Raw genomic sequence first — 25,547 nt, forward strand, 5'->3', positions numbered from 1 at the left:
ATGTAACATATGTAATTCATACTTCGACGATTAATTTCGTGGCGTTAATCCGTACAATATAAACTGAATCGTATTTTCAATTTCAGTTTCATCATCCCATTTTTCTTCAGGCAATAATAAAAACCGTGTTAATAATAAACCTAATACAGCTGATAAAGTAAGTCGTAAAACAGAAGATGGGGGCATTTCAATAATCTCCCCTTCTACTTGAAACTTTGCAATTAACTTTTTAAAATGGCAAAGCAACTCTGTTTCTACTAATTGTTGTATTTCATTTTTCAGTTCTGGCTGAAATGGCACTTCTTGAATTAATATTTTTATCATTGGAAAATGCTTTTTTGCAAATTCAAATCTATTATGAATAATAACTCTTAGAAGCCCTTCATACGATTCATACTCCGATTTAAATATTTCCTTTGCGAAGGCTTGTACGAAAAATGGTGCAGCAAACTTTGTTAATGTCGGCATGACGACTGCTAATAATAAATCTTTTTTCGTTTTATAGTAGCGGAAGATTGTTCCTTCCGCTACACCAGCACGCTTTGCAATTTCACTTGTTGAAGTTGAAGCGTATCCTTTTTCTCCAAACATATCAACAGCCGCCTCTAATATACGCATTTGACGTTCATTTCGTTTATCCGTGTTAGTTGCGGCAATTAATTCTTCCAGCCAATCTTTCTTCATCTATAATGCCCCTTTGTATCATCATTATATTTTTCGATGTTTCTTTAATGCAAATACATTCCCTATTGCAAATAATATTGAAAAAAGTAATAATACGGTAAGATCTAATGCAATCTCTGTAAATCCTTGATTTCGAATCATCACCTGTCTCATTGCGTTAGCGCCATATGTGAGTGGAAATAATTTCCCTAACATTTGAAGCCACTTATTCATCGATTCAATTGGAAACAAACCCGAAAAGAAAATTTGTGGCACAATGACAAGCGGTATAAACTGGATCATTTGAAATTCATTATTTGCGTATGCCGATAAAAACGTCCCTAAAGTTAATGCCGTTAAAGAAAGCATACATGTAATAAGTAGCGTTAGCCATATGGAGCCAGCTACATACAAGTCTAAAATGTAAACTGAAAAACTTACGATAATAATGGATTGTATAAATGCAAAGATCCCAAAACCAATAATATATCCTCCAACTATTTCCCATCTTTTAATTGGAGTTGATAATAACCTTTCTAAAGTACCACTTAAACGTTCTCTTACGAAAGATACCCCTGATAAAATGAATACAAAGAAAAAGGTAAAGAAACCGATTAATACAGGACCAAGTCCATCAAACATTGTAAAGTTTTTAGAGCCATGTAAATAATTCACTTCAGGTTTCATAATCGATATATCGTTCTTCTCTGTACTTTTTTGTAATATTTGAAGTACAGCACGATTTTTTGACGAATCGCTACCTTCTAATACAATATTCATTTTTCCATTTTCTAAACGAATGACTGCATCTACCTTTTGATTTTCCAGCTCAGACATTGCCTTTTCTGTATTATATTCATAAATTGACGCTTCTTGATTTTTCATCACTTTTACTAACTGAGCGGGCATATCAACAACAGCAATATGCGGTACATAGTCCTTTTGTGTAAACACTAGTGACAATAACCAAAGTAATAACATAGGTGCCCCAAACATCATCGCTAACGAACGTTTATCTCGAAAAAATTGGCGAATAATACGAATGATTACACCGGTAACTCTCATGATTCAGCCACCTCTTCCAACAAAAAGACATCTTCAATCCTTCCTGATGATACCCGCTTTTTCAATTCTTCAGTTGTACCAGTCGCAACTAGCTTTCCTTCTCTAATTAACCCTAGGCGTTCACAAAATTCAGCTTCGTCCATAATGTGTGTCGTTACAATTATCGTTGTGCCTTTCTTTTTCAAATCATAAAATTTTGCCCAGATTGTTTTTCTAAGAAGCGGATCTATCCCCACTGTTGGCTCATCTAAAATTAATATTTCTGGTTCATGAAGGAGTGCTATTGCTAATGATAAACGCTTCTTCATCCCGCCTGAAAAATGCTGCACTTGCTTTTTCATATGTTGTGATAATTGTACAAGGTCAAAAACTTCTTCAATTCTTTCTTTTTTATGCTTTCCCTTTAATCCGTACATCGTTGCCATAAAATCTGCATTTTCATATGCTGATAGTTCTTCGTATAATGCATCAGCTTGAGCCATATAACCAATTCTTTTCATTTCATTTAAATTAGGCATGTTCGTGTTGTAAACAAGCACTTCACCTTCCGTTGCTTCGTTAATACCTGCAATCAATTTAATAAGAGTCGTTTTCCCAGAACCTGAAGGCCCAACTAAACCAAATATCTCTGCTTTTTCAACTTGTAATGAAAGATTGTGTAAAACTTCTTTTTTCCCAAAACTTTTTGATACAGTCCGTAAAATAATGGCAGGCTGCTTCACGTATTCTTCCCCCTTCTCTAAAATGAGTGAGTACTCACTTTTATTTTACTCTTGCGTAATTATATGTCAAACTTCATTGATTAGTATGTATTTTCACTCGACGACATTAAACAATGAAACAGAGTCGACATTAGAATTTTATTTCCTAAAGTCGACTCTGTTTCATTTAAACTATAAATTTTACTTTACATTTTTAAATTCATATACTTCCTAATTCTAGCAACATCTAAAGAATATTCGATAACTAATTGCTGTAACGGTAATATAACTGTGTCGGGATATAAATGTGCATATTGTAATGTTTCTGCATATTTTTCTAATCTTTTTTCTAAATACTTTATAATTTGATCAGGATGAGTTACTAATAAACATTTACAATAATAATGTATTTGTTCCTCAATCGCCGTATACTCTTCAATTTCGTATTCTTTATGCATGTGTACACCCCTTTAAGTTTTTTACATGAATTACTTATCACACTTTTCACTCGACAAATTTTAAGTTTTTTGATTATTTACACTATAACAAACACTGAGGGTCAAATTTTGTTACTTTATGTAACGTAGAAAATTTTTAACAAAATTGTAATGTTTACTCCTGCAAAATACAGAAAGCCCCTTTACTCATTTTTGTATAAAAAAAATCGTACAGCTTAATTTAGCTGCACGACTACAAGTTCTGGCCTATTCAAAATCCTTTGCGGAATGATACTATTACCTAATCCTCTACTTACTACCATAGACGTATTTTGTTCTTCATATAAACCAGCTGTATATGTAGGGAATACCCCTTGATTCGGAGCAACTAACCCGCCAATAAATGGCAATCTAACTTGCCCTCCATGAGCATGACCCGATAATACTAAATCTAGTTGCTCATCAGCGTATTCTGTCAAAAATTCAGGCCTATGGGATAATAATACATCAAATGTATTTGGAGGCATTTCAAATTTCGCTTTTAAAATTGCATCTTTTACAATATTTCCTTCATCACGGTTTCCAGTTACAAACTCCGGATCATCAATACCTAGCAAGTTTATTTCTTGCTCACCCTTTCGAATGCCTACATGTTCATTCCTTAAAACATTGACATCATATTTCTTCAACTCTTTTTCTAAACGGTTATACTTTCCAGACCATTGTTCATGGTTTCCTGTCACAAAATATACAGGATACTTCTTTACAATTTCTCGTATTAATTGCATACTAACTTCTGCATCGTACGATTTACTGTCAATTAAATCACCCGTAATCGCAATAATATCTGGGTCTATGCTTTCAATTTTTTGAATTAATACACCTTGCTTATTGCCAAATTGTTTATTGTGTAAGTCTGAAATTTGTAGAATTTTATACCCTTTAAAAGAGGAGGGTATTTTACTAGAGGTTATTTTAACCTCAGTTATACCTATTAAATTGTTCTGTAAATATAAAAAAGTAATAAAAGCTACTAATATGCCAATAAACAATATGATTCTATTAATATTTCTCTTCATATTCTCTCCTTTTATTTTTATAAAACACTTATTTTATGTTAACAGAATTATATGATACATTTTTGATTTTTATTGAATATAGTACAGTACATGAAATTTCACATCGGATACGTCATATATATTTATTTTACCTTTATCCTCTTAATAATAAAAACACAAAAACGATTCTTTTCATACGAAAAAGAATCGTTTTCTAATTTTATACATCCAATAACATATGGTAAAGAACTGAAATAACTAAGAGATTATTATTTAATAGCATCGATTACAACTTCAGCCGCCTCTTTAATTAGTTGATTATCATAGGTAGCCTCTTTCTCATCTTTACTAGATAAAATTGCGATGATAATAGGTGATCTATTTGGTGGCCAAACGATAGCAATATCATTTCTTGTCCCGTAACTTCCAGCTCCTGATTTATCTGCAACTACCCAATCAGTTGGCACGCCTGCCCGAATAAGTTTGTCTCCTGTAGCATTCCCTTTCATCCAATCTGTAAGAATGTTACGCTTTTGATGCGGAAGCGCATTTCCGACCGTAAAATCTTTAAGATTCCTAGCAATTGCTTTTGCTGTACTAGTATCACGAATGTCTCCTGGAATAGCCTCGTTTAACTCTGTTTCAAAGCGATCAGACATAGTAACCCGATCCCCCATCTTTCTAAGCGCTTTTTCATATCCTTTCGGTCCGCCTATTTTATGAAATAAAATGTTCCCTGCAGTATTATCACTATAACGAACAGCAGCCTCCGCAATTTCTCCTAGTGTCATTCCAGTATCTACATGTTTCTCTGTAACAGGTGAATAATCCACTAAGTCTTCTTTCGTATAAGTAATAACTTCATCTAATTTCTTAGTAGAGTTCTGTTGCAGTAATACCCCTGCCGCTAAAGCCTTGTAAGTTGATGCAAAGGCAAACCTTTCGTTAGGTCGATAAGCGATTGTTTGATTTGTACCAGTATCAATTGCATATACACCTAATCGAGCATCATATTTTTTCTCAAGTTGAGAGAACTCTTTATGCGTCGCCTGGTTTTTATGTTTTATTTTCCCTTTCTTTTCTTTCGCTTCAACTTGCAATGGTCCTCCTGTAAAAGCTTCTAGGCTTGTAATACTTAAACCTAATATACCAACGCATATTCCTATTTTTAGCAGCCTCTTGTTTTTCAAAATCATCATTCCTTTCAAATTCTTAACACTTTTTTTACTTACATATAATAGACAATCACCAAAATAAATTTGTTCCATAATCTAAAAAATTTTATAACTAATATCGGTGTTATTAACAAAATAAAGAGTAGCAACTATGATCGACGCTACCCCTTATTTCACACCTCATCTTTTTACTTATAAATGCTTTATATAAAATAGGGTCTCTTCCCCTGAGAAAAGTAATCAAATTTCACTAATTTTGATTAGGACTATCTGTACTAGCACCCTCACCATGTATACGTTGCTGTTTTAAATCAAAATATGCATCTAAAACTTCCTTTCCAATTATAGAATTAATTCCACTTTTATCATTATGAAGCCACGGAACTACTACTGAGAATGCTACTTCTGGATTATCATATGGAGCATATCCAACTAACGTTAAGTTGTAACATTCCATACGTTCTCCTTTTGCATTTCTACCTATTGGATCATCTCCACCATACACAGTTTGGGCTGTCCCTGTCTTTCCTGCTGGTTTATATGGAGCATTTTTGAAATGCTTTACGCCAGTTCCATCCCCTTCTTGGAATACCCATCTAAACCCTTCTTTTATTTGATCAATATATTCTGTCTTCATATCAATCCGATTTAATACGACAGGCTCTATAGAGCGTATAACTTTACCAACCTCGTCTTTTATTGATTGTTCTCGTATTTCTTGTACAATTTGAGGTTGCATTCTATATCCACCATTAGCAATCGTTGAAATATATTGTGCCAATTGCAACGGCGTATACGTATCATACTGACCGATGGAAAAGTCTAGTAAAAACCCAGGTTGACTATCTACTTTTCTAGTTTGTCCAATTATTTCATTCGGTAAATCGATACCTGTTGGGACGCCTAAACCAAATTGCTTGAAATAATAGCGCATCGTATCAAATGCTCCTTGTTTAATATCCAATGAGCCATTTGGTACGTAATTAACTCCCGCAATTTTTAAAGCTGTCTGGAACATGTATACATTCGAAGATACTTGTAAAGCTCGTAAATCATTAATATTACCAAATCCAGATACATTCCACGATTTCTTAGCTTGTGTACCTTTAAATTTCATCGGTGCATCATAAAATTGATCTCCTGGATGTATTGCTCCTGTCTCATATCCAGTTAATAAAGTAGCACCTTTTACAGCAGAACCTAGCTCATACGAAGTTGTCATGTTACCTAATGCCAAATCCTCAATCTCTAGTACTCCTTCTTTTTCTACAATCTTTTTGCCTGCCATAGATAAAATCTGTCCGTTATTTGGATTCGTCATGGCGACAAAAGCTCGATCGAGCAGCGGCTCAGAACTCTTAAAAGCTCTCAAATTTTTCTCTATACTTTCTTCCACTTTCTTTTGTAATTCCATATCAATCGTTAATGTTATACTGTTACCACTTTTTCCTTTAGAGATTATTTCGGTGTTTATAATGTTTCCTGCTTTATCAGTAACATTTTTCACTTCTTCTTTTGTACCATGTAATATATCTTCATATCGCTGTTCAATATAACTTTTTCCGACACGATCATTCCGGTTATATCCACGTACTAAGTAAGAATCTAAATTTTCTTTTGGCAAACCTTCTTCACTACTCGTAATATTTCCTAATACGGAACGAAATAAATTTCCGTTTACATAATTACGTTCCCAATCAACCGTCGCATCTACTCCTGGAAATTTCGCAAGGTTTTCACTTATCCGCGCATACTCTTCATCTGTTACATCCTTTTTAATAATTTGTGGTGTTAGTTGATAACCCGAACTCATTTTACTTTTAATAGCTAACACCTTTAAATCTTGTACTGTTAATTCTGCCAATTCTACTTCTGTAACGCGACCTCGCCTTAAGTCTTCTATTTTTTTATCTAACTTTTTTCCCTCTATACCCTTTTCTTTAAACGTTTCTATATCTTTCTTAGTAATCTTTGTCTCCGCACGTTTCGAATTCAACTGCATCCAAAAATCTTTTTTATCGATATCGGTTAATTTATTTATGTCTTGTTCGGGCATTTTAAGTACTTCCGCCAAGTCTTTTGCTGTTTTTAAAATAGCTTCACTCGTAATCCCCTTTACCCTTGTATACGTAATTGTGCGAAGAGGTTTATTATTAACGACTGTTTTCCCTTCTCGATCTAAAATTTGTCCACGTGGAACTGGAATACTAGTTATTGCATTTTGACTACTTTCCACTTGGTTCCTATAAGCCTCTCCCTCCACAATTTGTACTTTCCCTAGCTGCATAATAATAGCTGAGAATAGTAAAAATATGCAAAGGAACATGATATTTAATCGAATAGATATATATGTCTTCTGCTTCTTTCCTTTTTGTTCTTTCATAAATCCTCCATATAATTCTTCTGGAACTTCTCACTAATACTTAAACGTTCCCTATATATTACAAACCATTATTCGGTTATAAATAATGTCTTATCTTTTTTTCTAAATCCTTGTAAGTATCAATTTCTTTTGGTATAGCCGCGTAATTGATAAATCTCCCTTCCTTTTTTTTCTCTAGTTTTTTGTCGCTTGCAATGTGACTCATAATATATTTACACATAGGCTGGCTAGTAACTTTTCATACTGATTATTCCTTTCTTCATGCTGTAGTACTTAATAGACAATCTAAATAATAAAGTTGTTCCACATTTACAAAAAAAATAATTAACTATAAGATGAAGTAGGCTACAAAAGGGAGGATTTTATGTTACATACAAAAATAAAAAAATGGGGATTTTTTGCGGTTCTTTCTATTGTAGGTTTGATTTTACTAATTTTATTTAAAATCAACTTCATTTCAGTTACTATCGCAACTTCTTCAGCCGAAAGAGGAAAAATCTTTGATCAAAATGGTGTAATACTAGCTACAAATAAGAAAGTTAAGTCTCTATATTGTACTTCTAATGATGAAAAGTTATCGAAACAAGATACATCAAATACATTAGCTTTTTTCGATCAATTTTCAAGTAAGTTTCAACATGATATTTCTTCAGAGAGCATAAAATCTCAATTACAACAATCTTGTAAAAAACAGACTATGCATGATATACCGTTATACTCTGATATAGCTGAGAATGAACTTGCATTCATAAACAAAAACAAACCGAATAATGTAATAATTAAAGATGAATGGATTCGATATTATCCTAAACATGAAATTGGTTCACAGGTAATTGGGTATGTAGAAAATAACCTTAATTCAAAGCATATGCCAGTTGGAAAAAGTGGGATTGAGTTGCAATATGAAGATGATTTAAAAGGAAAACCGGGTAAAACTCTTATTTTTAAAATGAATAACAAAGAGTTCTTATGGAACATTCAAAAAGTACAAAAAGGTAAGGATATCAGGCTAGCTTTAGATTCTAAATTGCAACAAAAATCAGAGGAAGCATTACGATCGCAAATTAAGAAATTACCTGATGCTAAAGCTGGTTATGCTGTAGTGAGTGATGCAAAAACTGGCGCAATTTTAACTATGGCCAACTCAGCAGTTTTTGATCCAAATATATTACATACTCATGTATCAACTAAAATAGATAACTTAAAATCACTTTCGCAAAATAAAGCAATTCAAAAATTAAAGTATGGTGAATCTTATGTAAATATGGCCTCTACTATAAAGCCACTTACTATTTTAATTGGATTAAACGAAAAACTTTTTCAACCTGAAGATACGTATTTAGATAACGGTACTTTTGAGTATGATAATCAAAATAACATTACAAATGCACCCGGAACACCAACAGGTGAGATTACACCGAGGCAGGCTATCATTAATTCATCTAACACATTTATGACAGCAAAAGTAGCTCTTCCATTATTTAACCAACATAATGGCAATATAGAAAAAGTGGCACATATATGGACAGATTATTTAATACAATTCGGCCTACGTTCTAAAACCGGGATTGATTTACCCTTTGAAGAAGACGGTCAGTATGAATTCCATCCTTCTAATAAGTTTGAAAATGGAATCTCCGCTTTATTAAATGCCTCGTGGGGCGGAAATGAAGTGCATACTCCTCTTCAACTCGCTCAATATGCAGCAACTTTAGCAAGTAAAGGTGATAAATATAAACCACAAATGGCAAGTGCTATTATTGGTCAAGATGGTAAAGAAACAAAAAAGTTTAAACCAATTTTAGAAAGTTCAAATCGTTACCCAATGAACTTTTGGAGTGTCGTACAAGGTGGAATGAGTCAAAATATAGAGGAGATTAAAAAGTTGCCCTTTGACGTCGCTGGTAAAACAGGTATTACAGGTTTTCCGAATGAGCAAGCAAGAATGATAAATCATTCTCTATTCATTGCATATGCTCCTACCGAAGATCCACAGATTGCCGTTTCTGTCGTTATTCCTGGTAGTAATTCAGAAAAAAACATTGCTGCTCTCGTTACATCAGAAATTTTAGAGTCCTGGAATACTCTTCAAAAAGAAAATAAAAACAAAAAGGAAGGTTCATTAAAGTGAACCTTCCTTTTTTACCAAATAGAATCTATATTTATTATTTTCCATTCACCTTCATTATTCTTTTCAAACATAAATGAGTATTTAATGTCAGTTAAAACATACTCTTTTTGTACATATCCAGTATTACCGTTAATTGTCGATATTTTTATATATTCATCATTCTGCACTTTTTCTGGAATCCAAGCTTTTACCATTTCATTAGATACTTCATATAAAACTTGAGATTCTCGCTTTGGTTCAGCTAAAATTTTCGTTTTATTTCCAGTAATAGTTGCATATATAAAATGAGGTTGCTTTGGTTGGTTACTTTCTGTCAATCCACTTGGTACTTTATATACATGTTTTGTATCATTTGCAAATTCTCCCCCCATTGTAAGTGCAACTTGCAACTCATGAAAAATATCTTCATCAAACTTCAATTCATCCTTCTTATAACTCTTCCCTTTAAATTGAACTTCATCGTTTAACGCTTTATACAATTCATTTTTATTTTTTACATTTGTACTTTGATATAACTCATTCATGAATTGTTTTAATGTTGGATCTTGAGCAGACTCATCTTTTGTTTTAGGCTTAATTTGTGTACTACTTTGTACCGGTGATTTATTATCATCAAGCCAAGGTTGTTGAACAATAAAAAATAAAAATGTACAAGCTAAAACCACAACAATTGGCAATGCTTTTTTACGAAATCTTCTTGTTTGTTTTAGAGAGCCTCCCTCATTACTTTCATATATAGATTGCTTTATTTTATAAATATATTCTTCTTCGTTTTTACGGTGTTCCATTGGGCCTTTTTTTAATTTTCTATACCAGTCAGGATTTTGTTTATTGTTCATCACTACTACCCTCCCCTATTAATTTTGAAACCTTACTTCTTGCTCTACTTAATCTAGATTTTACAGTTCCAATGGATACTCCTAACGTTTCAGCCATTTCTTCATAAGATAATTCATATTTTGCATCCAATATGATTATTTCACGGTGCTTTTTAGGTAGCTTTAATACAACTTTCCACACATCATTCATTTCTTCTTGCTTAAAAAATTCTTGTTCTGCCGACTGGGATTGCTTATCGTCACTAAAAAAACCTATTAAAGATATTCTTTTAAAATAAGATGATTTCAAATAGTTTATTGCCGTATTTCTTGTGATTTTTAATATCCACGTTTTAATAGATGACTCCTTTCGAAATGAATTCCAATTTTTAAATACCTTTATAAATACATCTTGCGTAATATCATCTGATAAGTGTGGATCTTTCGTAATAATAAATGAATAATTCCATACATCTTGCCAATAGTCTTTTATAACATCGTCCAGCTCATCATGATTACACTTTTCAATAAACGTCTGTTCCATTTCCGCACCTCAAACTTATTTGAATAAACGTAAAACTACCCTCACTTTTATTATGGTTTCAATATATAGACAAGGTACAAGTTTCATTTGTTCCATTGATTATTTTTTTCAATAGTAGAAATCTTAAATAATCACCAATATATTCTCTTAAATGACAAGTTCCATAATATCACATTTAAAACGATAGAATTTGATTTAAACAATGAATATAATGAGGCATTAACTCCCTAGAACTACAACAAAATAGAAAAAGCATTCTCAATTAGGAAGAATGCTTTTTCGAAACTTAATTCTTCATTTTTTTCTCAATTTATACATTTGAGTTAAGCAAACAATGAATGTAGTAAAAGAATTTACTTTATAATTAAGTATTATTTCTGAAAAACATGTTTTACTTTTTCACCTGGAACGTTACTTCCTCCTCTTCCTTTTACATCTTCAATCATCATGGTAACAATCATGTCTGGCGCATTTGCATCGAAAGCTGCGAACCATCCAAGTTCTTTTCCGTCTGCTTCTTTCGACTCTTTCAGTTCTGCTGTACCGGTTTTACCAGCAAGCGTTACACCATCAACCTTTGCAATTCTCCCTGCGCCATCAGGTTCATTAATGACTTTGATTAATGCACTCTTTAATATCTTTTGATTCTTTTTAGAAATCACATTTTCTTTCCAATTCCCCGCTACTTTTTCTTCTTTTAAAAGATGGGGTGACGGAATATTCCCTTCATTCACAATCGGTGCATATGTTAATGCTAAATGAAGTGGTGTCATTAATACTTGTCCTTGTCCTTGTCCGTATCCCGTGTCTGCTAGTTGAATATCATTTTTTATCCCATCCCTTGCAATAATTGAAATAGGAAATTCATATTCAATTGGTAACTTTTCATGAAAACCATATTTCTTCAGTTCATTTACATACTGAGTTTTTCCTATTTTCAAAGCTTGTTGAGCAAAATAAATATTATCAGAGTACTTCATTTCCTTGTCAAAATCAATTGGATTTGTATCCTTCACACGTGTTACATAATAATTTCCCCAAGATGAATCTTTTGTCCACTTTAACCCTTGAATTTTAAATTCTTCCTTAGGATTTATTGCGTTTGTTTCCAAACCAATTGCACCTGTAATCGTTTTAAATACGGAACCTGATACAAATGCTTGTGTGAAGCGATTCATCATTGGTAGTTTCGCGTCGTTAGTCCACGCTTCTCTTTGGGCTTTTGAGGTTCCTCTAACTATTATATTTGGATTATAAGCAGGGCTACTTACAAGTGCGATTGTTTCACCCGTTTTAGGATTGATCGCTGCACTAGATCCTGCTTCATTTCTCATCTCATTAAAGATTTTTTCTTGAATTGCAGCATCAATTGTTAACGTAACATTTTCCCCTGTCTTCGCTTCTTTTTTTGCTACGTTTTTCATCTCTTTCCCATTCTCATCTTCTATAAATACGCGTCCACCCTTTTCACCACGTAATTTATTCTCCAGTACTTTTTCTAGACCTGTCTTACCTATGAAATCATCAGCTTGATAACCTCTTTTTTGAAGCGATTTTAACTCCTCTGCATTCACCTTTCCTATATATCCTGTTAAGTGTGCCGCTGCTTCTCCTAATGGATACGTCCGAATATTGACTGGGCGAGATGAAACTCCTTCTAATTGAATATAATCATTCTGTCTAGTTCCTTCTTTTAAAATGCCTATTGGTACAAAGGAATCTGATTTTATCCATTTCGCTGTAAGCTTCTGATCGACCTCTTCTATAGACATGTCCAGTAACTGTGCTACTATTTCTTTTGTTTGCGCCGCCGTTTCGCCTAGTTTCTCTGGAATAATTCCAACCTCAGTCGCTTTACCATTCGTTGCTAGACCTTTCCCATTTCGATCGTATATTTCCCCGCGTTTTCCTTGTTCTGTTTGCATACGTACTTTGTAATCTTTTTTCATACCTGGAAAAATGAAATCTGGTGTCCAATCTATTTTCCAAGATTCCTTTTCTTTCACGAGTTTTGCTTCATGGATAAATGAAGCTGGTCCTCCATCCGTATCCATCTTAACTTCAAAAAGAAAAATTTCTTTATCTTTAGCATTCTCTCCTTTCGTTTTAACTTTTAAATTCTTAACGCCAATACCTTCATAAATTTTTTGGTATTTCTCTGTGAATTCCTTTTTAGAAATTGTTTTTTGAGCATGTTCTGATAAATCATCATACATATTTGCAAATTTTCTATCATTCCATAAATTTATATATTCTTCAAATGCTTGTTTTGGCGATTCGTTTTTATTACATCCTACTAAAATAACTGCAAAACAAATAAAAAGCAGCATCCATAATTTTTTCAATTCAATCTTCTCCCTTAGTTAAAAATGTTTTTTTCTTTCTTTATATATAAAATGAAAAATGTTTTAACGCTTAATTGACAATGTAAGTAATGAAATTGTTCCACATCTACACTAAAAATTTAATTTATGGTTAAGTTGGATTAGAAGAGAGAAGTTTTTAAGCTCATACAAGCAGTAGAAGCGGATATAATTAATGAACTTTATTATGAGTATTGTTTTAACAATTTCATTTAAAATATCTCTTAGTTCGGGTTCTCCAATTCTACCTTTTTTGTATATATTTGATAAAAAAAAAGAACCCTTATACTAAGGGTTCTGCAACAGAAAATATCAAAAATATAAATAATAAAAAGAATTACTTAAAGTATAATTTATAGGCACCCTATATACTTCTTTTCGTTTCAAAAAACCCCTGCGCTGTTTGCGACAAGGGTTTAGCTCATTCTAAAACTTATTTAGAAGAGTCATGTACAGGCAAACTATTAAAAATCAATTCAGCAACTTTTACATACCCTTTTGAATTTGGATGAATGAAATCTGTAGACCAAAGCGTATTGTCATTAACTAACGGATGACTCCAAAAGTCAACATGATGAAGCTTATACTCTCTACTCAGTGAACGTATAACATCATTTGCCTCTAATAATTGTTCTTTTATTACTCGTTTTTTTTCAGAAGCAAGAGGAAGCCTTACTGTAAAATCTGGAAGATTTGCTATCATAATATCGGCACCTGTTTTACTTAATTTATCTATCATAAATTCCATATCGTTCTTATATGTTTGAAGATTCCAACGTCCTTTTAATACATCGTTTGCACCCACAATTAGACTAACCAAATCTGGTTTAAAAGCTAATGCTTTTTCCAATTGCTGTGAGCGAATTTCTTTCGTTACTAACCCGCGCTTTGCAAAATTGGCATATTCTATATCGTTTACACACAGTTGAACAAAATGATCTACCCAGCTTTTTAATGCGATTCCCTCAACTTCATCCCCTATCCCCTCTGTAAAACTATCACCAATCGCTACAAATCGCTGCCACATATGTATTCCCCCTTTATTATGAACCATATCTATACTATACAATAGCTCACAACGTATTTGTTATTTCTAAATGGTTTTCGATTTCAATTAAATTCCATAGGAGATTTTTAAAATAGAAAAGGATAAATAGATAAAAATATTTCACATGAACAAAACATGAAAACCTACTTACTATACTCATACCAAATATAAAGTGAAACTTTAATCACTCGAGGTTGCATTCCTTCCCAACTGATTATTAGCCCTTACCTATCAGGATATCCATTAATGTGGGATAAACTTTTCATAATCAAAACTATTAATTTTTTACTACAAAAAACTACATCCTATATCGGACGTAGTTTTCCTAACAGATCTATCTAGGTTTTACTTCTTTGTTATAAAAATCATATAATAATTTAATAGATGAACTAGATAATATAGACATTGCCTTCTCAACTAATTCTCTATCCCAATCAAACCAACGCATTTCCATTAGCATATTTATTTCAGCATCAGTGAATCGTTTCTTTATTTCCTTAGCAGGATTTCCACCGACTATTGTATATGGCGGAACATTTTTACTTACAACAGATCCTGCTGCAACGATTGCACCTTCACCGATTGTAACGCCAGGCATAATAATAGCATTCATTCCAATCCAGGCATCACTTTTTATAATTGTATCGCCCTTCGGTTCATATGAATGTTCAATTTTCTCAACGAATGGATATACTGTAATCCATTCTGAGTGATGATTGTGATTACCACCCATTAAAATGACTACTCCGCTGGCAATACAAACATAATTCCCAATAATGAGTTTATCAAGATGCCATCCCATCTGTTCAATTGGATTGAAAAGTGCTCGGGACTTAGCATCCCCCCACAAATACCTTACACAGCCATCTTCAAAATTTTGATGACCATAATAACCTGAATAATAGGAGTACTCTCCTACTTCAATGAGTGGATTTGTTACTATATCTTTTATATACTTTGTTTCCGACCAATGATTAAATAATGGATGCTTCATAACTTTATTCCTCGCTTCTAAGTAGTGTAGATTTCTGCAATTTACTTAGAAGCTTACTACAACTGCTACATTTTTTAGCTTTCTCAAACGACGAATCATTATATTCAAGCCTTTCTTTTATAATAAAAAAATCATAACGTTATAAATTACATAAGTCAAATTGTAAAATTATGTACTAAACCTTAAAGTTTGAATTGAAATTTCAACATTAAAACAATCGAGCTTTTAAATAAAAAACCCCAATTATATACAATAAAGATATTTTAGCTATACAACTAACTTATTTCTTATATTAGCCTTAACTCCCTCGATATAGTTTTATTATTTATCAATTTGTCTGATAAATCAATAAATGTTAATATAATTATAGAAGATACTATCATCCATTAGATTTCACAGCTAGTTTTTCATAAAAACGATTTCTGAATCCTTAAGTAAATAGGAGGTTTAGAGGATGAAACTTTTAAGGCAAGCAACAATTATTGGTGCATTGACTGTTGGAGGATTTTTATTTTCGAATACAATTGGTACACTCCCACCTGCGTCTGCTGAATCGCAACCTACACAAAAAGAATCACGATTTTTAGATACTTGGCGGTGGCAAAACTATTTTTTATTACATCATAATGCAGACTTTATAGAAGAGTTAGCAGTTGGTGACTTAAAGCATGGAGATACATTCGATGTTACTATATATACTGGTGGTAAGGATACCGGTATTGTAAAAATATATCAATTGAGTGGAAATGAAAATGATGAAATAAACTTGCATAGATATAAAACCATTTATGACTCGGGTTTAAAACATAATTATGGTAGATTTGTAACGCCTATTACTAAGGCTTATAATCCGGGAACATATGTAGCCGTTATGAAACTTGGAGAAAATTATTATTATGGGGGCAGCTTTAAAATCTCAAAATAATTAATGTTTATCTCACCAGCAACCAAATATTGGATACTATTTTCTTAAACAAAAACCATTTTAAAATCTCCTCTACCTTATATAAGATTGAGGAGATTTTGGTTGTTTGCCCTTTTTAAAATTAGAAAAAATCCTTACTTTCTTTATAAATTATCATTTTTACTCAATAACTGTTTCCACTTCTTTAAGTTCTACCATTCAATATGCAATATTGCATATTCCACATGTTCGATTTATAAATATTGAAGGGATAATGCTATATGTCTTTCTTCTCTTGGTCCCCTCTTATTTTCTTAGTAGTTGTTTCAATCATCATTTCTATTAAAAAACTTAAGAAACAATAATGTATTATTTGGAGGTGTAATAATGTCATTTGCAGCGTGGAGTGCAATTTTCATGACTTTAATAGGGGCAATATCCGGAGCAATTTTTGGTACAATCTCCTCTAGAAATTAAAGCAAAAATGAAATACTTACGTAAAAACGAATTTTTAATAAAACTCTATACAAAAAAGTAGCCTATAAAATTTTATAGGCTACTTTTCATTTCATCATTATTACTTAGCTAATTCTTTCGTACCCTTCATTACATCAACGAAGAATCCCCAGTTATTCACAACAGAAGAAATACTAATATGTTCATCTGGAGTGTGAACATTGAATATATCTGGACCGAATGAAATTGCATCTAATTCAGGCATCTTTTGAACGAATACACTGCATTCAATCCCTGCATGTACAGCGAAGATTTCAACATCTTTATTGTATTTTTCTTGATGCACTTTTTCAAATAAATTACGAATTTGTGAATTCGGATTGTATGGCCATTCTGGATACTCTGACTCGATTTCAAATGTTGCACCAACTAATTCGGCAATACATTTAATCTCATCTGCAATATGTTGTTTTAAACTATTTACAGAACTTCTCACTTCGTTACGTAATTTAATTTCATCTTGCAACGTTTCAATAACACCTAAATTTGTTGAGCTTTCTACTAGACCTTTAATATCCATGCTCATACTTTGAATGCCGTTCGGAATTAAGAATAATGATGAAATAAGTTGCTTTTGTGTTTCTTTAGCAAATACTTTTTCTACTTTCTCATCTAATTTTGTAAGTGTAACATGAACATCTGGATCAACAGCACGCATTTCTTCTTGTAATACTCGTGTCCATGATTCTAGTTTTTCTTCTACTTTCTCTACATCTTCTGTACGTAATACGATTGTAGCTATACTTTCACGCGGAATTGCATTCGTTTTTAATCCACCGTGAACTTCACTTATATCAAATTGAATATTTACTGATAAATCATGTAATACTCGTCCTAATACTTTGTTCGCATTACCGCGTTGTTTATCAATTTCCATACCAGAATGCCCGCCTTTTAGACCACCGACATATAGACGGTATGCATCCATATTCGCTGGTGCTTCATCCCAAATTACTGGAATCGTTTCAACAGCTTTTGCACCACCTGCGCTACTTACAAGCAATTTATGATCTTCTTCAGAATCAATATTAATAAAAATCTTTCCTTCAAAATGATTTGAATCAACAGCGAAAGCTCCGCCCATTGTCGTTTCTTCTTCAGTAGTAATAACTACTTCTAGTGCTGGATGCGGAATATCTTTTGAATCTAATAAAGCTAATGCATATGCAACTGCAATACCATTATCAGCTCCTAAAGTCGTTTGATTTGCATATAACATGTCCCCGATAATTCTTAATTCAATTGGATCTTTTTCAAAATCATGTACGGTTGCTTGATTTTTTTCACATACCATATCCATATGCCCTTGAATGATAATAGCTGGTATATTTTCATAACCAGCAGTTGCTTCTTTTTTAATAATGACATTTAATGCTTCATCTTGAATCACTTCTAAATTACGCTCTTTCGCAAAGCCAACTAAAAAATCACTAATTTCCTTTTCATTACCTGATCCTCTAGGAATCTTTGAAATTTCTGCAAAATGATAAAATACAGGGTGCTTTGTTAATTGTTCTAAAGTAGAATACATTTTTAAGCTCCTCTCAAAATAACAAAATAATATGTAAGTCTTTTATCATTATACCATGATTCATAATTTTCACTTTCTATTTCATACTTTAATATCCGCTCGTTAAACATTTAAATTGCATATAAAAAGAGAAAGAAAATGCACTATGCATTTTCTTTCTCTTTTTTTGCTCTCATATATTTTGAAGTACTATTATTCATTAATTTCTCTAACCGATTTATATTTTCCGTTAACGCACCTTTCACAAGAGAGAAATCTGTATTTGGTTCTTCTTTTTTTTCTTTAAAAAACGAAGACTTTTTTACACTAATTTCAGCCATCTCTTCTCCCCCTTTTCAAAAAGATACAACCTTTTATTTATATTATATAGCAAAAGCAGACAGCGTGTACACGTATCATTTTCTTTTTAATTCTTCTTCTAAATCTTCTACTTGCTGTAATGTATCTCCTTTTATTAACGAGAAATCCGTTGTATCTTCATTGTCTTCTTTAAAAAAATCATTATCATTATTTTTTATCACTACAATCACCTCTACGTGCTAGTGTAGGAATGATTGTCCGATTTTATACAAGTTTGTCTAAATTCGCTTTACCTTTATGTATAAGTGAAAAGGACAGAAAAAATTTCTGTCCTTATTTACTAAAATAACTATGATGTATTGTTAAATTATATACATTTTCAAAATCTCGATCTTGCAGGTTATTTTTCTTCCCATCAATAACAATGAAAACATCACTCACTATTTTTGCTGGTATAATTCCGACATTTTCTACTTGTACTGCTTTCTGCTCATTCAATTGCTCAATGTACTCTAATGGAATAATCGTACTAAATTGAGAACGGATACCGCGAAAGTTTGTATTTAATTCCTTTGCCGCTTCAAATACAACAATTTTTGCTCCAATCTTTTCCCCATACGAATCTAAAAATGCGTTTAAGCTTTTTGTATATTCTTCCTCCGTATGCCATTCCATCGTACCGAACACTGCTGGATTGACATTTTGAATGATTGTTGTGTATATTTCTCCTCTTGCTTTAGAAGCAATTAATGACCGTTTTATCGATTGAACTGTCTTGCCGATATCGCTAAATTTCGCTCCCCATATTTCTGAAATATTAGGTGTTAAAATAAATGCAATATCAACGAAAATAACCATTGCAGTGAACATTAAAAGATTTTTCCAGAGGGTTAAATCAATTCCTTTTATCATGAAATACACGGTGACTGATATTATAAACAACCCATACCAAGTCTTTCTAATACGTTGCTTCTTCTCCTCGTACAACTCTTCGTTTTTCCAATAAAAGAAAACAAGTACTAGAAAAACGATTGCTAAAATAAATAAGCCGATTCGAATGTTAGAGATCACCAATGACATCACCCTCCATTCAAAAACTACTCACGATATCATTACATGCACAAGCAGCTCTCTTTATGACAAAAGACGTGGACAAGCTTCTAAATTTAGCTACATCGCATATACATTAGAAGGTGCCACGTCTTTTACCTTGAATCTACATTGTATATGTAGACAAGCATGTGTTTCAAATTTTCATGTTAAAAAGAAATATGTTTCGGAATTTCCCCTTCAGGTACTTCTCCATCCATACTTAAGTAATAATGACGAATTGGACGTAAATTTTCGTCTAATTCATAAACGAGCGGTATACTCGTTGGGATATTTAGTGAAACAACACCATCGCTTGAAAGATTATCTAAATATTTTACTAGCGAGCGAATTGTGTTACCATGTGATGAAATGATTACTTTGTTACCATTCTTTAATTTCGGCGCAATTTCTGAATGCCAATAATCAAGTACTCTTTTCTCCGTATCCACTAAACATTCTGTCAATGGAAACTCACCTTTTTTCAGTGCTTTATATCTTGGATCATTCATTTCATACCTGGGATTATCCTCAGTAAGAGCAGGTGGTCTTACATCAATACTTCTTCTCCAAATATGAACTTGTTCCTCACCATATTTTTGCGCGGTTTCATCTTTATTCAACCCTTGCAATGCACCATAATGTCTTTCATTTAGCTTCCAACATTTATGTACTGGCACCCAGGCAAGATCCATCTCATGAAGTACAATCCATAACGTCCGAATTGCTCGTTTTAATACAGATGTATAAGCTACATCAAAAGTATATCCATTTTTCTTTAATATCGCTCCTGCTTCTCTCGCTTCACTTAATCCATTCTCTGATAAATCTACATCTGTCCATCCAGTAAAGCGATTTTCAAGATTCCATAAACTCTGTCCGTGACGAATAAGTACAAGTTTTATCATTATAATTCCCCTCTCGGAAATGTGAATTTTATTGTTCCATTGCGTACACGTATAAAGTATCTAGTAATGTATCTTTTTATCCATTCACTCTATGATAGCTCCATAGTTGCCAAATGTATGGATAAAATTTGTTCTTTTTCAAACTATAAAAACAGATATATTTCTTTTTATTTTTGATCGATTGCAACTTCCCTTTTCGATATCCAAGCATCAAAACCTGATCGGCTATGTGCCATTTCATTCATAACTTGATGCCAATTTTCTTCACACGATTCACCAAATTTTGAAAAAATAGCACCCATTTGTTGCCTTTGTACATCGCTCAGTTTTTTCTCTAAATCGGTACCTTTTTCTGTTAAAGATAACTGTTTCACACGGCGATCATGTGTAGCTTCATTACTCTCAATTAAGCCCTTTTCCACAAGTTGTCGTAATGGTCCGTGAAGAGCTTGTTTACTTATTTCTAGTAGTGATAATAACTCATTTACACTTATCCCTGGAAAGCGTGCGATAAAAAATAAAATTCGATGATGTACTCTTTGAATACCATACTCTTTTATAATTTCATCTGGCTTTTCAGTAAATGTTTTATATGCAAAGTAAAATAAGGCTAATGCTTCATTCATCTGTTCTTCTTTATGTTGTGTCATCTACTTTCCCCCTGTATGTAAATTATACCACATTCTCGTAATGAATTTTTAAATCCATACTCTAGAGCTACTTTCGTTTATTACAAGACAGCAAAACAATGAGGAGATGATTCACTTGAAAACGCAATATACTGTTAGTACTTATTTATTAGACCGACTAAGCGAACTAGGAATTGAACATATTTTTGGTGTCCCTGGTGATTATAATTTGGCTTTTTTAGATGATGTAATAGCACATGAAAATGTAGAGTGGATTAGCAATTGTAATGAATTAAATGCGGCATATGCTGCAGATGGATATGCTCGTATAAAAGGAATCGCTGCTCTTATTACCACTTTCGGTGTTGGAGAATTAAGCGCCATTAACGGTATTGCTGGATCATATGCAGAAAATGTACCTGTTATAAAAATTACGGGGACACCACCAACAACAGTAATGGAAAATGGAGCACTCGTTCATCATACGTTAGGTGATGGAAAGTTCGATCATTTTTCCAATATGTATAGAGAAATCACGGTGGCACAATCAAAATTAACACCTGAGCATGCCGCTGAAGAAATTGACCGTGTGTTACGTGCATGTTGGAGTGCGAAACGCCCTGTTCATATTCAATTACCGATTGATGTGTATAATAAACCAATTAATAAACCTACGGAACCGATTTTACATAAACCAGTTGTAAGTAATAAAGATGCGCTGGATAAAATGCTTCTACATGCCACTTCAAAAATAAACAGTGCCAAAAAACCAGTAATTTTAGCGGATTTTGAAGTAGATCGATTTCACGCTAAAGAATATTTATATCAATTCGTAGAAAAAACTGGGTTTCCCATCGCAACGTTAAGTATGGGAAAAGGAATATTCCCAGAAAAACACTCTCAATTTATAGGGATTTATACTGGTGATGTAAGTTCTCCATACTTGCGAAAAAGAATTGATGAATCTGATTGTATTATTAGTATTGGTGTGAAGTTAACTGATACTATTACAGGTGGCTTCACACAAGGTTTTACAAAAGAACAAGTTATAGAAATACATCCCTACACTGTGAAAATTACAGATAAAAAATACGGGCCAGTTGTAATGAAAGATGTTTTACAACAGTTAAGTGATGTAATTGAACATCGAAATGAAGAAACGCTTGATATTAAGCCATTTATTTCAGAATCAATATTAATTACTGAAAAGTTTAATCCAAAGCTACAAATGGTTACACAAAAACGCTTTTGGCAGCAAATGTACCATTTCTTACAAGAAAACGACGTCTTACTTGCAGAGCAAGGAACACCTTTCTTTGGTAGTGCCGCTATCCCTTTACCAAACGACACTACATATGTAGCGCAACCATTATGGGGATCGATCGGCTATACGTTACCTGCTCTACTTGGTACACAGCTCGCTAATTTATCGCGGCGCAACATTTTAATTATTGGTGATGGTTCTTTTCAATTAACTGTCCAAGAATTATCAACTATACTACGTCAAAATTTAAATCCAATTATATTTTTAATTAACAACAATGGTTATACTGTTGAACGTGCAATTCATGGTCAAAACGAACCGTATAATGACATACAAATGTGGGATTACACAAAACTAGCGAACGTATTCGGAACAGAAGAAAAAAGCCTAACATGTAAAGTGGAAAATGAAATAGAGTTACAAGAAGTCTTAACTAAAATAAGTAATGATAAGGATCAACTTACCTTTGTTGAAGTTGTAATGAGCCAAGGGGATCAGCCTGAACTGCTAGCTAAACTTGGGAAAAGATTCGGCCAACAAAATTCTTAATATAAAAAGCATAACCTAATTATATAAAAGGAAAAGGATGGAAAGTTCCACCCTTTTCCTTTTATATATACTATTTTAAGAACCTTCTTCGACTAACGTCTCGTGTGACAAGTCAAAATTCTTAATCAACCTTTAACTTTATAGCTTTTGTAGCAATAAATGTTTTAATATGCTTATCTAATATCCTTGTTCCACCAAAATCATCCTCATAAAAACCTGTTATAATAAAACCCGCTTCAATTTGGCCTTGGATTTGATCTTCCAGTGTATGCGCATATTCTATTGTTTGATTTGAATCGATGTAATCTTGAACTTCATCCTCTGGTAAATAATCCAATGTCGATGAAGGGATTGAATGTTTTACATCAAGAATACCTTTTTGTTCTTGATTATCATCAAAAATCCATAGTAACGGATTTGTAAATCCAGAAATGAGAATACCTTTATTCTTTAAAACCCTTGAAACTTCATTCCATACAAGATGTACATCTTTTACAAATAAATTAGAAACAGGATTTACAACAATATCAAAATATTCATCCTCAAAATCACTAAGGTCTGACATATCTCCTTGAACTGTTTTTAAAGTTAAACCATCTCGTTTTGCTACCTTTTCATCTTGTTCCAATTGCTTCTTGGATATATCAGTAACTGTTACATCCGCCCCAGCAGCAGCTAGAACAGGTGCTTGTTGCCCTCCACCTGACGCTAAGCAAAGTATCTTTAATCCATCTAATGATTTTGGAAACCAATCTCTAGGAACTGATTTTTCTGTGGTAACTGTGATTTCCCATTCACCTGATTTACTTCTTTCAATAACCTCGCTACTTACAGGTTGCGTATATCTAGAACCTTCTTCAACCTTTTTATCCCATGCATTACTGTTTTGTTGAGTTGTATCCATTATAACTATTCCCCCTAGCTATCTTGTTACATTTTAAGTGTAAGATCATTTACTATTTATGCTTTTTTCTATTAATCTAACCAATAATTAATACATATTTTTCTATATTTATATTAACAGATAAAAAGTAGTTAGAAAAATAAAATATTCAAAATAGAAAAATATAAATTTATTTAAACAAATAAAAAGGCATTCCAAACTTGTTGACGGTTGGAACACCTTTTTATTTGTTATTTAAATTTTCAACCTCTTAACTACACCCATTAAACAAATCAATTACAATTTATTCCGCAAGTGTTAACTGCCAAGACACACCATACTTATCATTTAACCAACCAAATTTTTTACTAAATGGATAAGAACCTAAAGGCATTAGTACCGATCCATCCTCCGCTAGCTTATGAAAGACAGTTTCAATTTCTTCTTCTGTTTCACAAGTTACATAAAGAGACATAGATGGTGTAAATGTAAAACCATGCTTTACATAACTATCAATGCACATGAATTCTTGGCCATTTAACGTAAACGTTGCATGAATGACAGAACCCTCTTTACCAGGTCCGTTTTCATCGTAACGAGAGATATTTACAATTTCTGATTGATCGAATAGCGACGTGTAAAAATTCATTGCTTCCTCAGCTTTTCCTTCAAACATTAAAAACGTAGTAATTTTTTGATTTGTGTTACTCATTTAGAGACAACCCCTTGTTATGTATTTATGCAAAATATACATCGGTTAACAAAAACGAACATACATTCTCATTATTATATTGTCTATAAAAACGATGAGTTTGTCAATTATCTACATTCTTATTTCTTCTTAAATAATGCTGTCCAAAGAAAGGATTCTCCAAACATAGTATTTGGTTGTTCAATCTGTTCCATCTTTCTAATTTCAATCACTTCAAATCCTTTAAATATCTCTCTTAGTTTTTCTTCCGAATAAGCAAGACCTCCTTGTAAACTCCATCCTCTATATACGTCCCAATCTGTTATTTCTGATCCATTTCGCTCATCTAAATCACCTGCCGCGAAACACGTTAATCCGAAATAACCACCTGATTTCAATGCGTTTTTAATTAAATTCACATAATTTACTCTTCTATGTGGTGGAATATGATGCAAACAGCCCGAATCGTATACAAAATCAAATTCATTTTGAACCTCTAAATTGAAAATTGAATCACAAATAAATTCAATTTCTACTCCTTTTGCTAACGCCCTCTCTTTTGCCCAGTTAATGCCTTCTATAGATAAATCTACTGCTGTTACATCAAACCCTTCATTTGCTAGATAAATTGCGTTTCTACCCGGACCACATCCAAGTTCCAGTACTTTTCCTTTTGAAACCCGCTTTTTTTGTATATACGAAACTAGATTCTCATCTGGAACATTTTCAAAAAACGGAACATCTTTTTCTCTATTCGCATAAAATTCATTCCAAAATGGTTCTGCTGGTCTTAATAATGAATCCAGCATTTTAATAATATCTTCTTGCGTGTGCAACGTTTCATTTTTCATTTGCACCCCTCCAATTTTAATATTCAGAAAATTATTATATATCTTTTAGAAC

General features: G+C 32.7%; 24 protein-coding genes. 3 read left to right on the forward strand and 21 right to left on the reverse strand.

Annotated features, from left to right (window positions below; translation table 11 throughout):
• Positions 1 to 30: 30 nt before the first annotated feature.
• From QCI47_RS15330 to QCI47_RS15360, 7 genes are all read right to left on the reverse strand, one after another.
• Positions 31 to 684, reverse strand: a complete 654-nt coding sequence (locus tag QCI47_RS15330; RefSeq protein WP_000711171.1) for a TetR/AcrR family transcriptional regulator — start codon at positions 682 to 684, stop codon at positions 31 to 33.
• A 24-nt stretch (positions 685 to 708) separates the two neighbouring features.
• Positions 709 to 1,728: an ABC transporter permease gene (locus QCI47_RS15335; RefSeq protein ID WP_061130506.1), complete on the reverse strand. Its 1,020-nt coding sequence runs from the start codon at positions 1,726 to 1,728 to the stop codon at positions 709 to 711.
• The gene (locus QCI47_RS15340) at positions 1,725 to 2,450 is read right to left on the reverse strand and encodes an ABC transporter ATP-binding protein (RefSeq protein ID WP_000812700.1); all 726 of its coding nucleotides are present in this window, start codon (positions 2,448 to 2,450) and stop codon (positions 1,725 to 1,727) included. Before QCI47_RS15340 ends, QCI47_RS15335 begins: the two co-directional genes overlap by 4 nt.
• 185 nt (positions 2,451 to 2,635) lie before the next feature.
• Positions 2,636 to 2,887: a hypothetical protein gene (locus tag QCI47_RS15345; RefSeq protein ID WP_353811847.1), complete on the reverse strand. Its 252-nt coding sequence runs from the start codon at positions 2,885 to 2,887 to the stop codon at positions 2,636 to 2,638.
• Between the two features lie 215 nt (positions 2,888 to 3,102).
• Positions 3,103 to 3,945, reverse strand: coding sequence for a metallophosphoesterase (locus QCI47_RS15350; RefSeq protein ID WP_000827833.1), 843 nt, complete (start codon positions 3,943 to 3,945; stop codon positions 3,103 to 3,105).
• A gap of 248 nt (positions 3,946 to 4,193) precedes the next feature.
• A complete protein-coding gene (bla, locus tag QCI47_RS15355; protein ID WP_061130519.1) occupies positions 4,194 to 5,120 on the reverse strand; it encodes a class A beta-lactamase Bla1 in 927 nt (308 codons plus the stop codon).
• Positions 5,121 to 5,349: 229 nt separating this feature from the next.
• Positions 5,350 to 7,482 carry a peptidoglycan D,D-transpeptidase FtsI family protein gene (locus tag QCI47_RS15360; RefSeq protein ID WP_309422719.1) on the reverse strand — a complete coding sequence of 711 codons (2,133 nt, stop codon included), beginning with the start codon at positions 7,480 to 7,482 and terminating at the stop codon, positions 5,350 to 5,352.
• A gap of 364 nt (positions 7,483 to 7,846) precedes the next feature.
• On the opposite strand from QCI47_RS15360, the gene QCI47_RS15365 reads away from it, so the two are divergent.
• Positions 7,847 to 9,613 carry a peptidoglycan D,D-transpeptidase FtsI family protein gene (locus QCI47_RS15365; protein WP_000903322.1) on the forward strand — a complete coding sequence of 589 codons (1,767 nt, stop codon included), beginning with the start codon at positions 7,847 to 7,849 and terminating at the stop codon, positions 9,611 to 9,613.
• 11 nt (positions 9,614 to 9,624) lie between these two features.
• On the opposite strand, the gene QCI47_RS15370 is transcribed toward QCI47_RS15365, so the two are convergent.
• From QCI47_RS15370 to QCI47_RS15390, 5 genes are all read right to left on the reverse strand, one after another.
• Complete coding sequence (locus QCI47_RS15370; protein ID WP_309422720.1) at positions 9,625 to 10,452, reverse strand: SH3 domain-containing protein; 828 nt, start codon at positions 10,450 to 10,452, stop codon at positions 9,625 to 9,627.
• Positions 10,442 to 10,975, reverse strand: coding sequence for an RNA polymerase sigma factor (locus tag QCI47_RS15375; RefSeq protein ID WP_000438318.1), 534 nt, complete (start codon positions 10,973 to 10,975; stop codon positions 10,442 to 10,444). The genes QCI47_RS15370 and QCI47_RS15375 overlap by 11 nt, the downstream gene beginning before the upstream one ends.
• A 371-nt stretch (positions 10,976 to 11,346) precedes the next feature.
• Positions 11,347 to 13,320, reverse strand: coding sequence for a penicillin-binding transpeptidase domain-containing protein (locus QCI47_RS15380; protein WP_353811848.1), 1,974 nt, complete (start codon positions 13,318 to 13,320; stop codon positions 11,347 to 11,349).
• 451 nt (positions 13,321 to 13,771) lie between these two features.
• Positions 13,772 to 14,392, reverse strand: a complete 621-nt coding sequence (locus QCI47_RS15385; RefSeq protein ID WP_139303590.1) for an SGNH/GDSL hydrolase family protein — start codon at positions 14,390 to 14,392, stop codon at positions 13,772 to 13,774.
• Positions 14,393 to 14,720: 328 nt separating this feature from the next.
• The gene (locus QCI47_RS15390) at positions 14,721 to 15,380 is read right to left on the reverse strand and encodes a CatB-related O-acetyltransferase (RefSeq protein WP_071741709.1); all 660 of its coding nucleotides are present in this window, start codon (positions 15,378 to 15,380) and stop codon (positions 14,721 to 14,723) included.
• Between the two features lie 454 nt (positions 15,381 to 15,834).
• On the opposite strand from QCI47_RS15390, the gene QCI47_RS15395 reads away from it, so the two are divergent.
• Positions 15,835 to 16,305, forward strand: coding sequence for a DUF5065 family protein (locus tag QCI47_RS15395; RefSeq protein WP_029438359.1), 471 nt, complete (start codon positions 15,835 to 15,837; stop codon positions 16,303 to 16,305).
• 556 nt (positions 16,306 to 16,861) lie between these two features.
• Here the strand turns inward: QCI47_RS15395 and pepD are convergent.
• The 6 genes from pepD to QCI47_RS15425 form a co-directional block, all read right to left on the reverse strand.
• The gene (gene pepD, locus QCI47_RS15400) at positions 16,862 to 18,331 is read right to left on the reverse strand and encodes a beta-Ala-His dipeptidase (protein WP_086708279.1); all 1,470 of its coding nucleotides are present in this window, start codon (positions 18,329 to 18,331) and stop codon (positions 16,862 to 16,864) included.
• A 143-nt stretch (positions 18,332 to 18,474) separates the two neighbouring features.
• A complete protein-coding gene (gene spoIISB, locus QCI47_RS15405) occupies positions 18,475 to 18,651 on the reverse strand; it encodes a stage II sporulation protein SB (RefSeq protein ID WP_000808046.1) in 177 nt (58 codons plus the stop codon).
• Positions 18,652 to 18,726: 75 nt separating this feature from the next.
• Positions 18,727 to 18,852, reverse strand: coding sequence for a D-alanyl-D-alanine carboxypeptidase (locus QCI47_RS15410; RefSeq protein WP_139302694.1), 126 nt, complete (start codon positions 18,850 to 18,852; stop codon positions 18,727 to 18,729).
• A 112-nt stretch (positions 18,853 to 18,964) separates the two neighbouring features.
• A complete protein-coding gene (locus QCI47_RS15415) occupies positions 18,965 to 19,702 on the reverse strand; it encodes a type II toxin-antitoxin system SpoIISA family toxin (RefSeq protein WP_002021399.1) in 738 nt (245 codons plus the stop codon).
• A 188-nt stretch (positions 19,703 to 19,890) separates the two neighbouring features.
• The gene (gene gpmA / locus QCI47_RS15420; RefSeq protein ID WP_309422722.1) at positions 19,891 to 20,628 is read right to left on the reverse strand and encodes a 2,3-diphosphoglycerate-dependent phosphoglycerate mutase; all 738 of its coding nucleotides are present in this window, start codon (positions 20,626 to 20,628) and stop codon (positions 19,891 to 19,893) included.
• A 167-nt stretch (positions 20,629 to 20,795) separates the two neighbouring features.
• Positions 20,796 to 21,278, reverse strand: coding sequence for a MarR family winged helix-turn-helix transcriptional regulator (locus tag QCI47_RS15425; protein ID WP_071741711.1), 483 nt, complete (start codon positions 21,276 to 21,278; stop codon positions 20,796 to 20,798).
• Between the two features lie 106 nt (positions 21,279 to 21,384).
• Between QCI47_RS15425 and QCI47_RS15430 the strand changes: the two genes are divergently transcribed.
• Entirely contained in the window at positions 21,385 to 23,070 is a 1,686-nt protein-coding gene (locus QCI47_RS15430) for an alpha-keto acid decarboxylase family protein (RefSeq protein ID WP_309422723.1), read from the forward strand.
• 121 nt (positions 23,071 to 23,191) lie between these two features.
• Here the strand turns inward: QCI47_RS15430 and QCI47_RS15435 are convergent, their stop codons facing one another.
• The 3 genes from QCI47_RS15435 to QCI47_RS15445 form a co-directional block, all read right to left on the reverse strand.
• The gene (locus QCI47_RS15435; protein ID WP_000381793.1) at positions 23,192 to 23,974 is read right to left on the reverse strand and encodes a class I SAM-dependent methyltransferase; all 783 of its coding nucleotides are present in this window, start codon (positions 23,972 to 23,974) and stop codon (positions 23,192 to 23,194) included.
• Between the two features lie 283 nt (positions 23,975 to 24,257).
• Complete coding sequence (locus QCI47_RS15440) at positions 24,258 to 24,665, reverse strand: VOC family protein (RefSeq protein WP_000072475.1); 408 nt, start codon at positions 24,663 to 24,665, stop codon at positions 24,258 to 24,260.
• A gap of 119 nt (positions 24,666 to 24,784) precedes the next feature.
• The gene (locus QCI47_RS15445; protein WP_071741713.1) at positions 24,785 to 25,495 is read right to left on the reverse strand and encodes a class I SAM-dependent methyltransferase; all 711 of its coding nucleotides are present in this window, start codon (positions 25,493 to 25,495) and stop codon (positions 24,785 to 24,787) included.
• Between the last annotated feature and the right edge of the window lie 52 nt (positions 25,496 to 25,547).

It is taken from the genome of Bacillus cereus group sp. RP29 (genome assembly GCF_040459765.1).
GTDB lineage: Bacteria > Bacillota > Bacilli > Bacillales > Bacillaceae_G > Bacillus_A > Bacillus_A paranthracis.

What these genes read in the sequence shown, in the direction of transcription:
- QCI47_RS15330 (WP_000711171.1), bottom strand. Translation starts at nt 684, where the DNA reads ATGAAGAAAGATTGGCTGGAAGAATTAATTGCCGCAACTAACACGGAT.
- QCI47_RS15335 (WP_061130506.1), bottom strand. Translation starts at nt 1,728, where the DNA reads ATGAGAGTTACCGGTGTAATCATTCGTATTATTCGCCAATTTTTTCGA.
- QCI47_RS15345 (WP_353811847.1), bottom strand. Translation starts at nt 2,887, where the DNA reads ATGCATAAAGAATACGAAATTGAAGAGTATACGGCGATTGAGGAACAA.
- QCI47_RS15350 (WP_000827833.1), bottom strand. Translation starts at nt 3,945, where the DNA reads ATGAAGAGAAATATTAATAGAATCATATTGTTTATTGGCATATTAGTA.
- bla (WP_061130519.1), bottom strand. Translation starts at nt 5,120, where the DNA reads ATGATTTTGAAAAACAAGAGGCTGCTAAAAATAGGAATATGCGTTGGT.
- QCI47_RS15360 (WP_309422719.1), bottom strand. Translation starts at nt 7,482, where the DNA reads ATGAAAGAACAAAAAGGAAAGAAGCAGAAGACATATATATCTATTCGA.
- QCI47_RS15365 (WP_000903322.1), top strand. Translation starts at nt 7,847, where the DNA reads ATGTTACATACAAAAATAAAAAAATGGGGATTTTTTGCGGTTCTTTCT.
- QCI47_RS15370 (WP_309422720.1), bottom strand. Translation starts at nt 10,452, where the DNA reads ATGAACAATAAACAAAATCCTGACTGGTATAGAAAATTAAAAAAAGGC.
- QCI47_RS15375 (WP_000438318.1), bottom strand. Translation starts at nt 10,975, where the DNA reads ATGGAACAGACGTTTATTGAAAAGTGTAATCATGATGAGCTGGACGAT.
- QCI47_RS15385 (WP_139303590.1), bottom strand. Translation starts at nt 14,392, where the DNA reads ATGGTTCATAATAAAGGGGGAATACATATGTGGCAGCGATTTGTAGCG.
- QCI47_RS15390 (WP_071741709.1), bottom strand. Translation starts at nt 15,380, where the DNA reads ATGAAGCATCCATTATTTAATCATTGGTCGGAAACAAAGTATATAAAA.
- QCI47_RS15395 (WP_029438359.1), top strand. Translation starts at nt 15,835, where the DNA reads ATGAAACTTTTAAGGCAAGCAACAATTATTGGTGCATTGACTGTTGGA.
- pepD (WP_086708279.1), bottom strand. Translation starts at nt 18,331, where the DNA reads ATGTATTCTACTTTAGAACAATTAACAAAGCACCCTGTATTTTATCAT.
- spoIISB (WP_000808046.1), bottom strand. Translation starts at nt 18,651, where the DNA reads ATGGCTGAAATTAGTGTAAAAAAGTCTTCGTTTTTTAAAGAAAAAAAA.
- gpmA (WP_309422722.1), bottom strand. Translation starts at nt 20,628, where the DNA reads ATGATAAAACTTGTACTTATTCGTCACGGACAGAGTTTATGGAATCTT.
- QCI47_RS15425 (WP_071741711.1), bottom strand. Translation starts at nt 21,278, where the DNA reads ATGACACAACATAAAGAAGAACAGATGAATGAAGCATTAGCCTTATTT.
- QCI47_RS15430 (WP_309422723.1), top strand. Translation starts at nt 21,385, where the DNA reads ATGATTCACTTGAAAACGCAATATACTGTTAGTACTTATTTATTAGAC.
- QCI47_RS15435 (WP_000381793.1), bottom strand. Translation starts at nt 23,974, where the DNA reads ATGGATACAACTCAACAAAACAGTAATGCATGGGATAAAAAGGTTGAA.
- QCI47_RS15440 (WP_000072475.1), bottom strand. Translation starts at nt 24,665, where the DNA reads ATGAGTAACACAAATCAAAAAATTACTACGTTTTTAATGTTTGAAGGA.
- QCI47_RS15445 (WP_071741713.1), bottom strand. Translation starts at nt 25,495, where the DNA reads ATGAAAAATGAAACGTTGCACACGCAAGAAGATATTATTAAAATGCTG.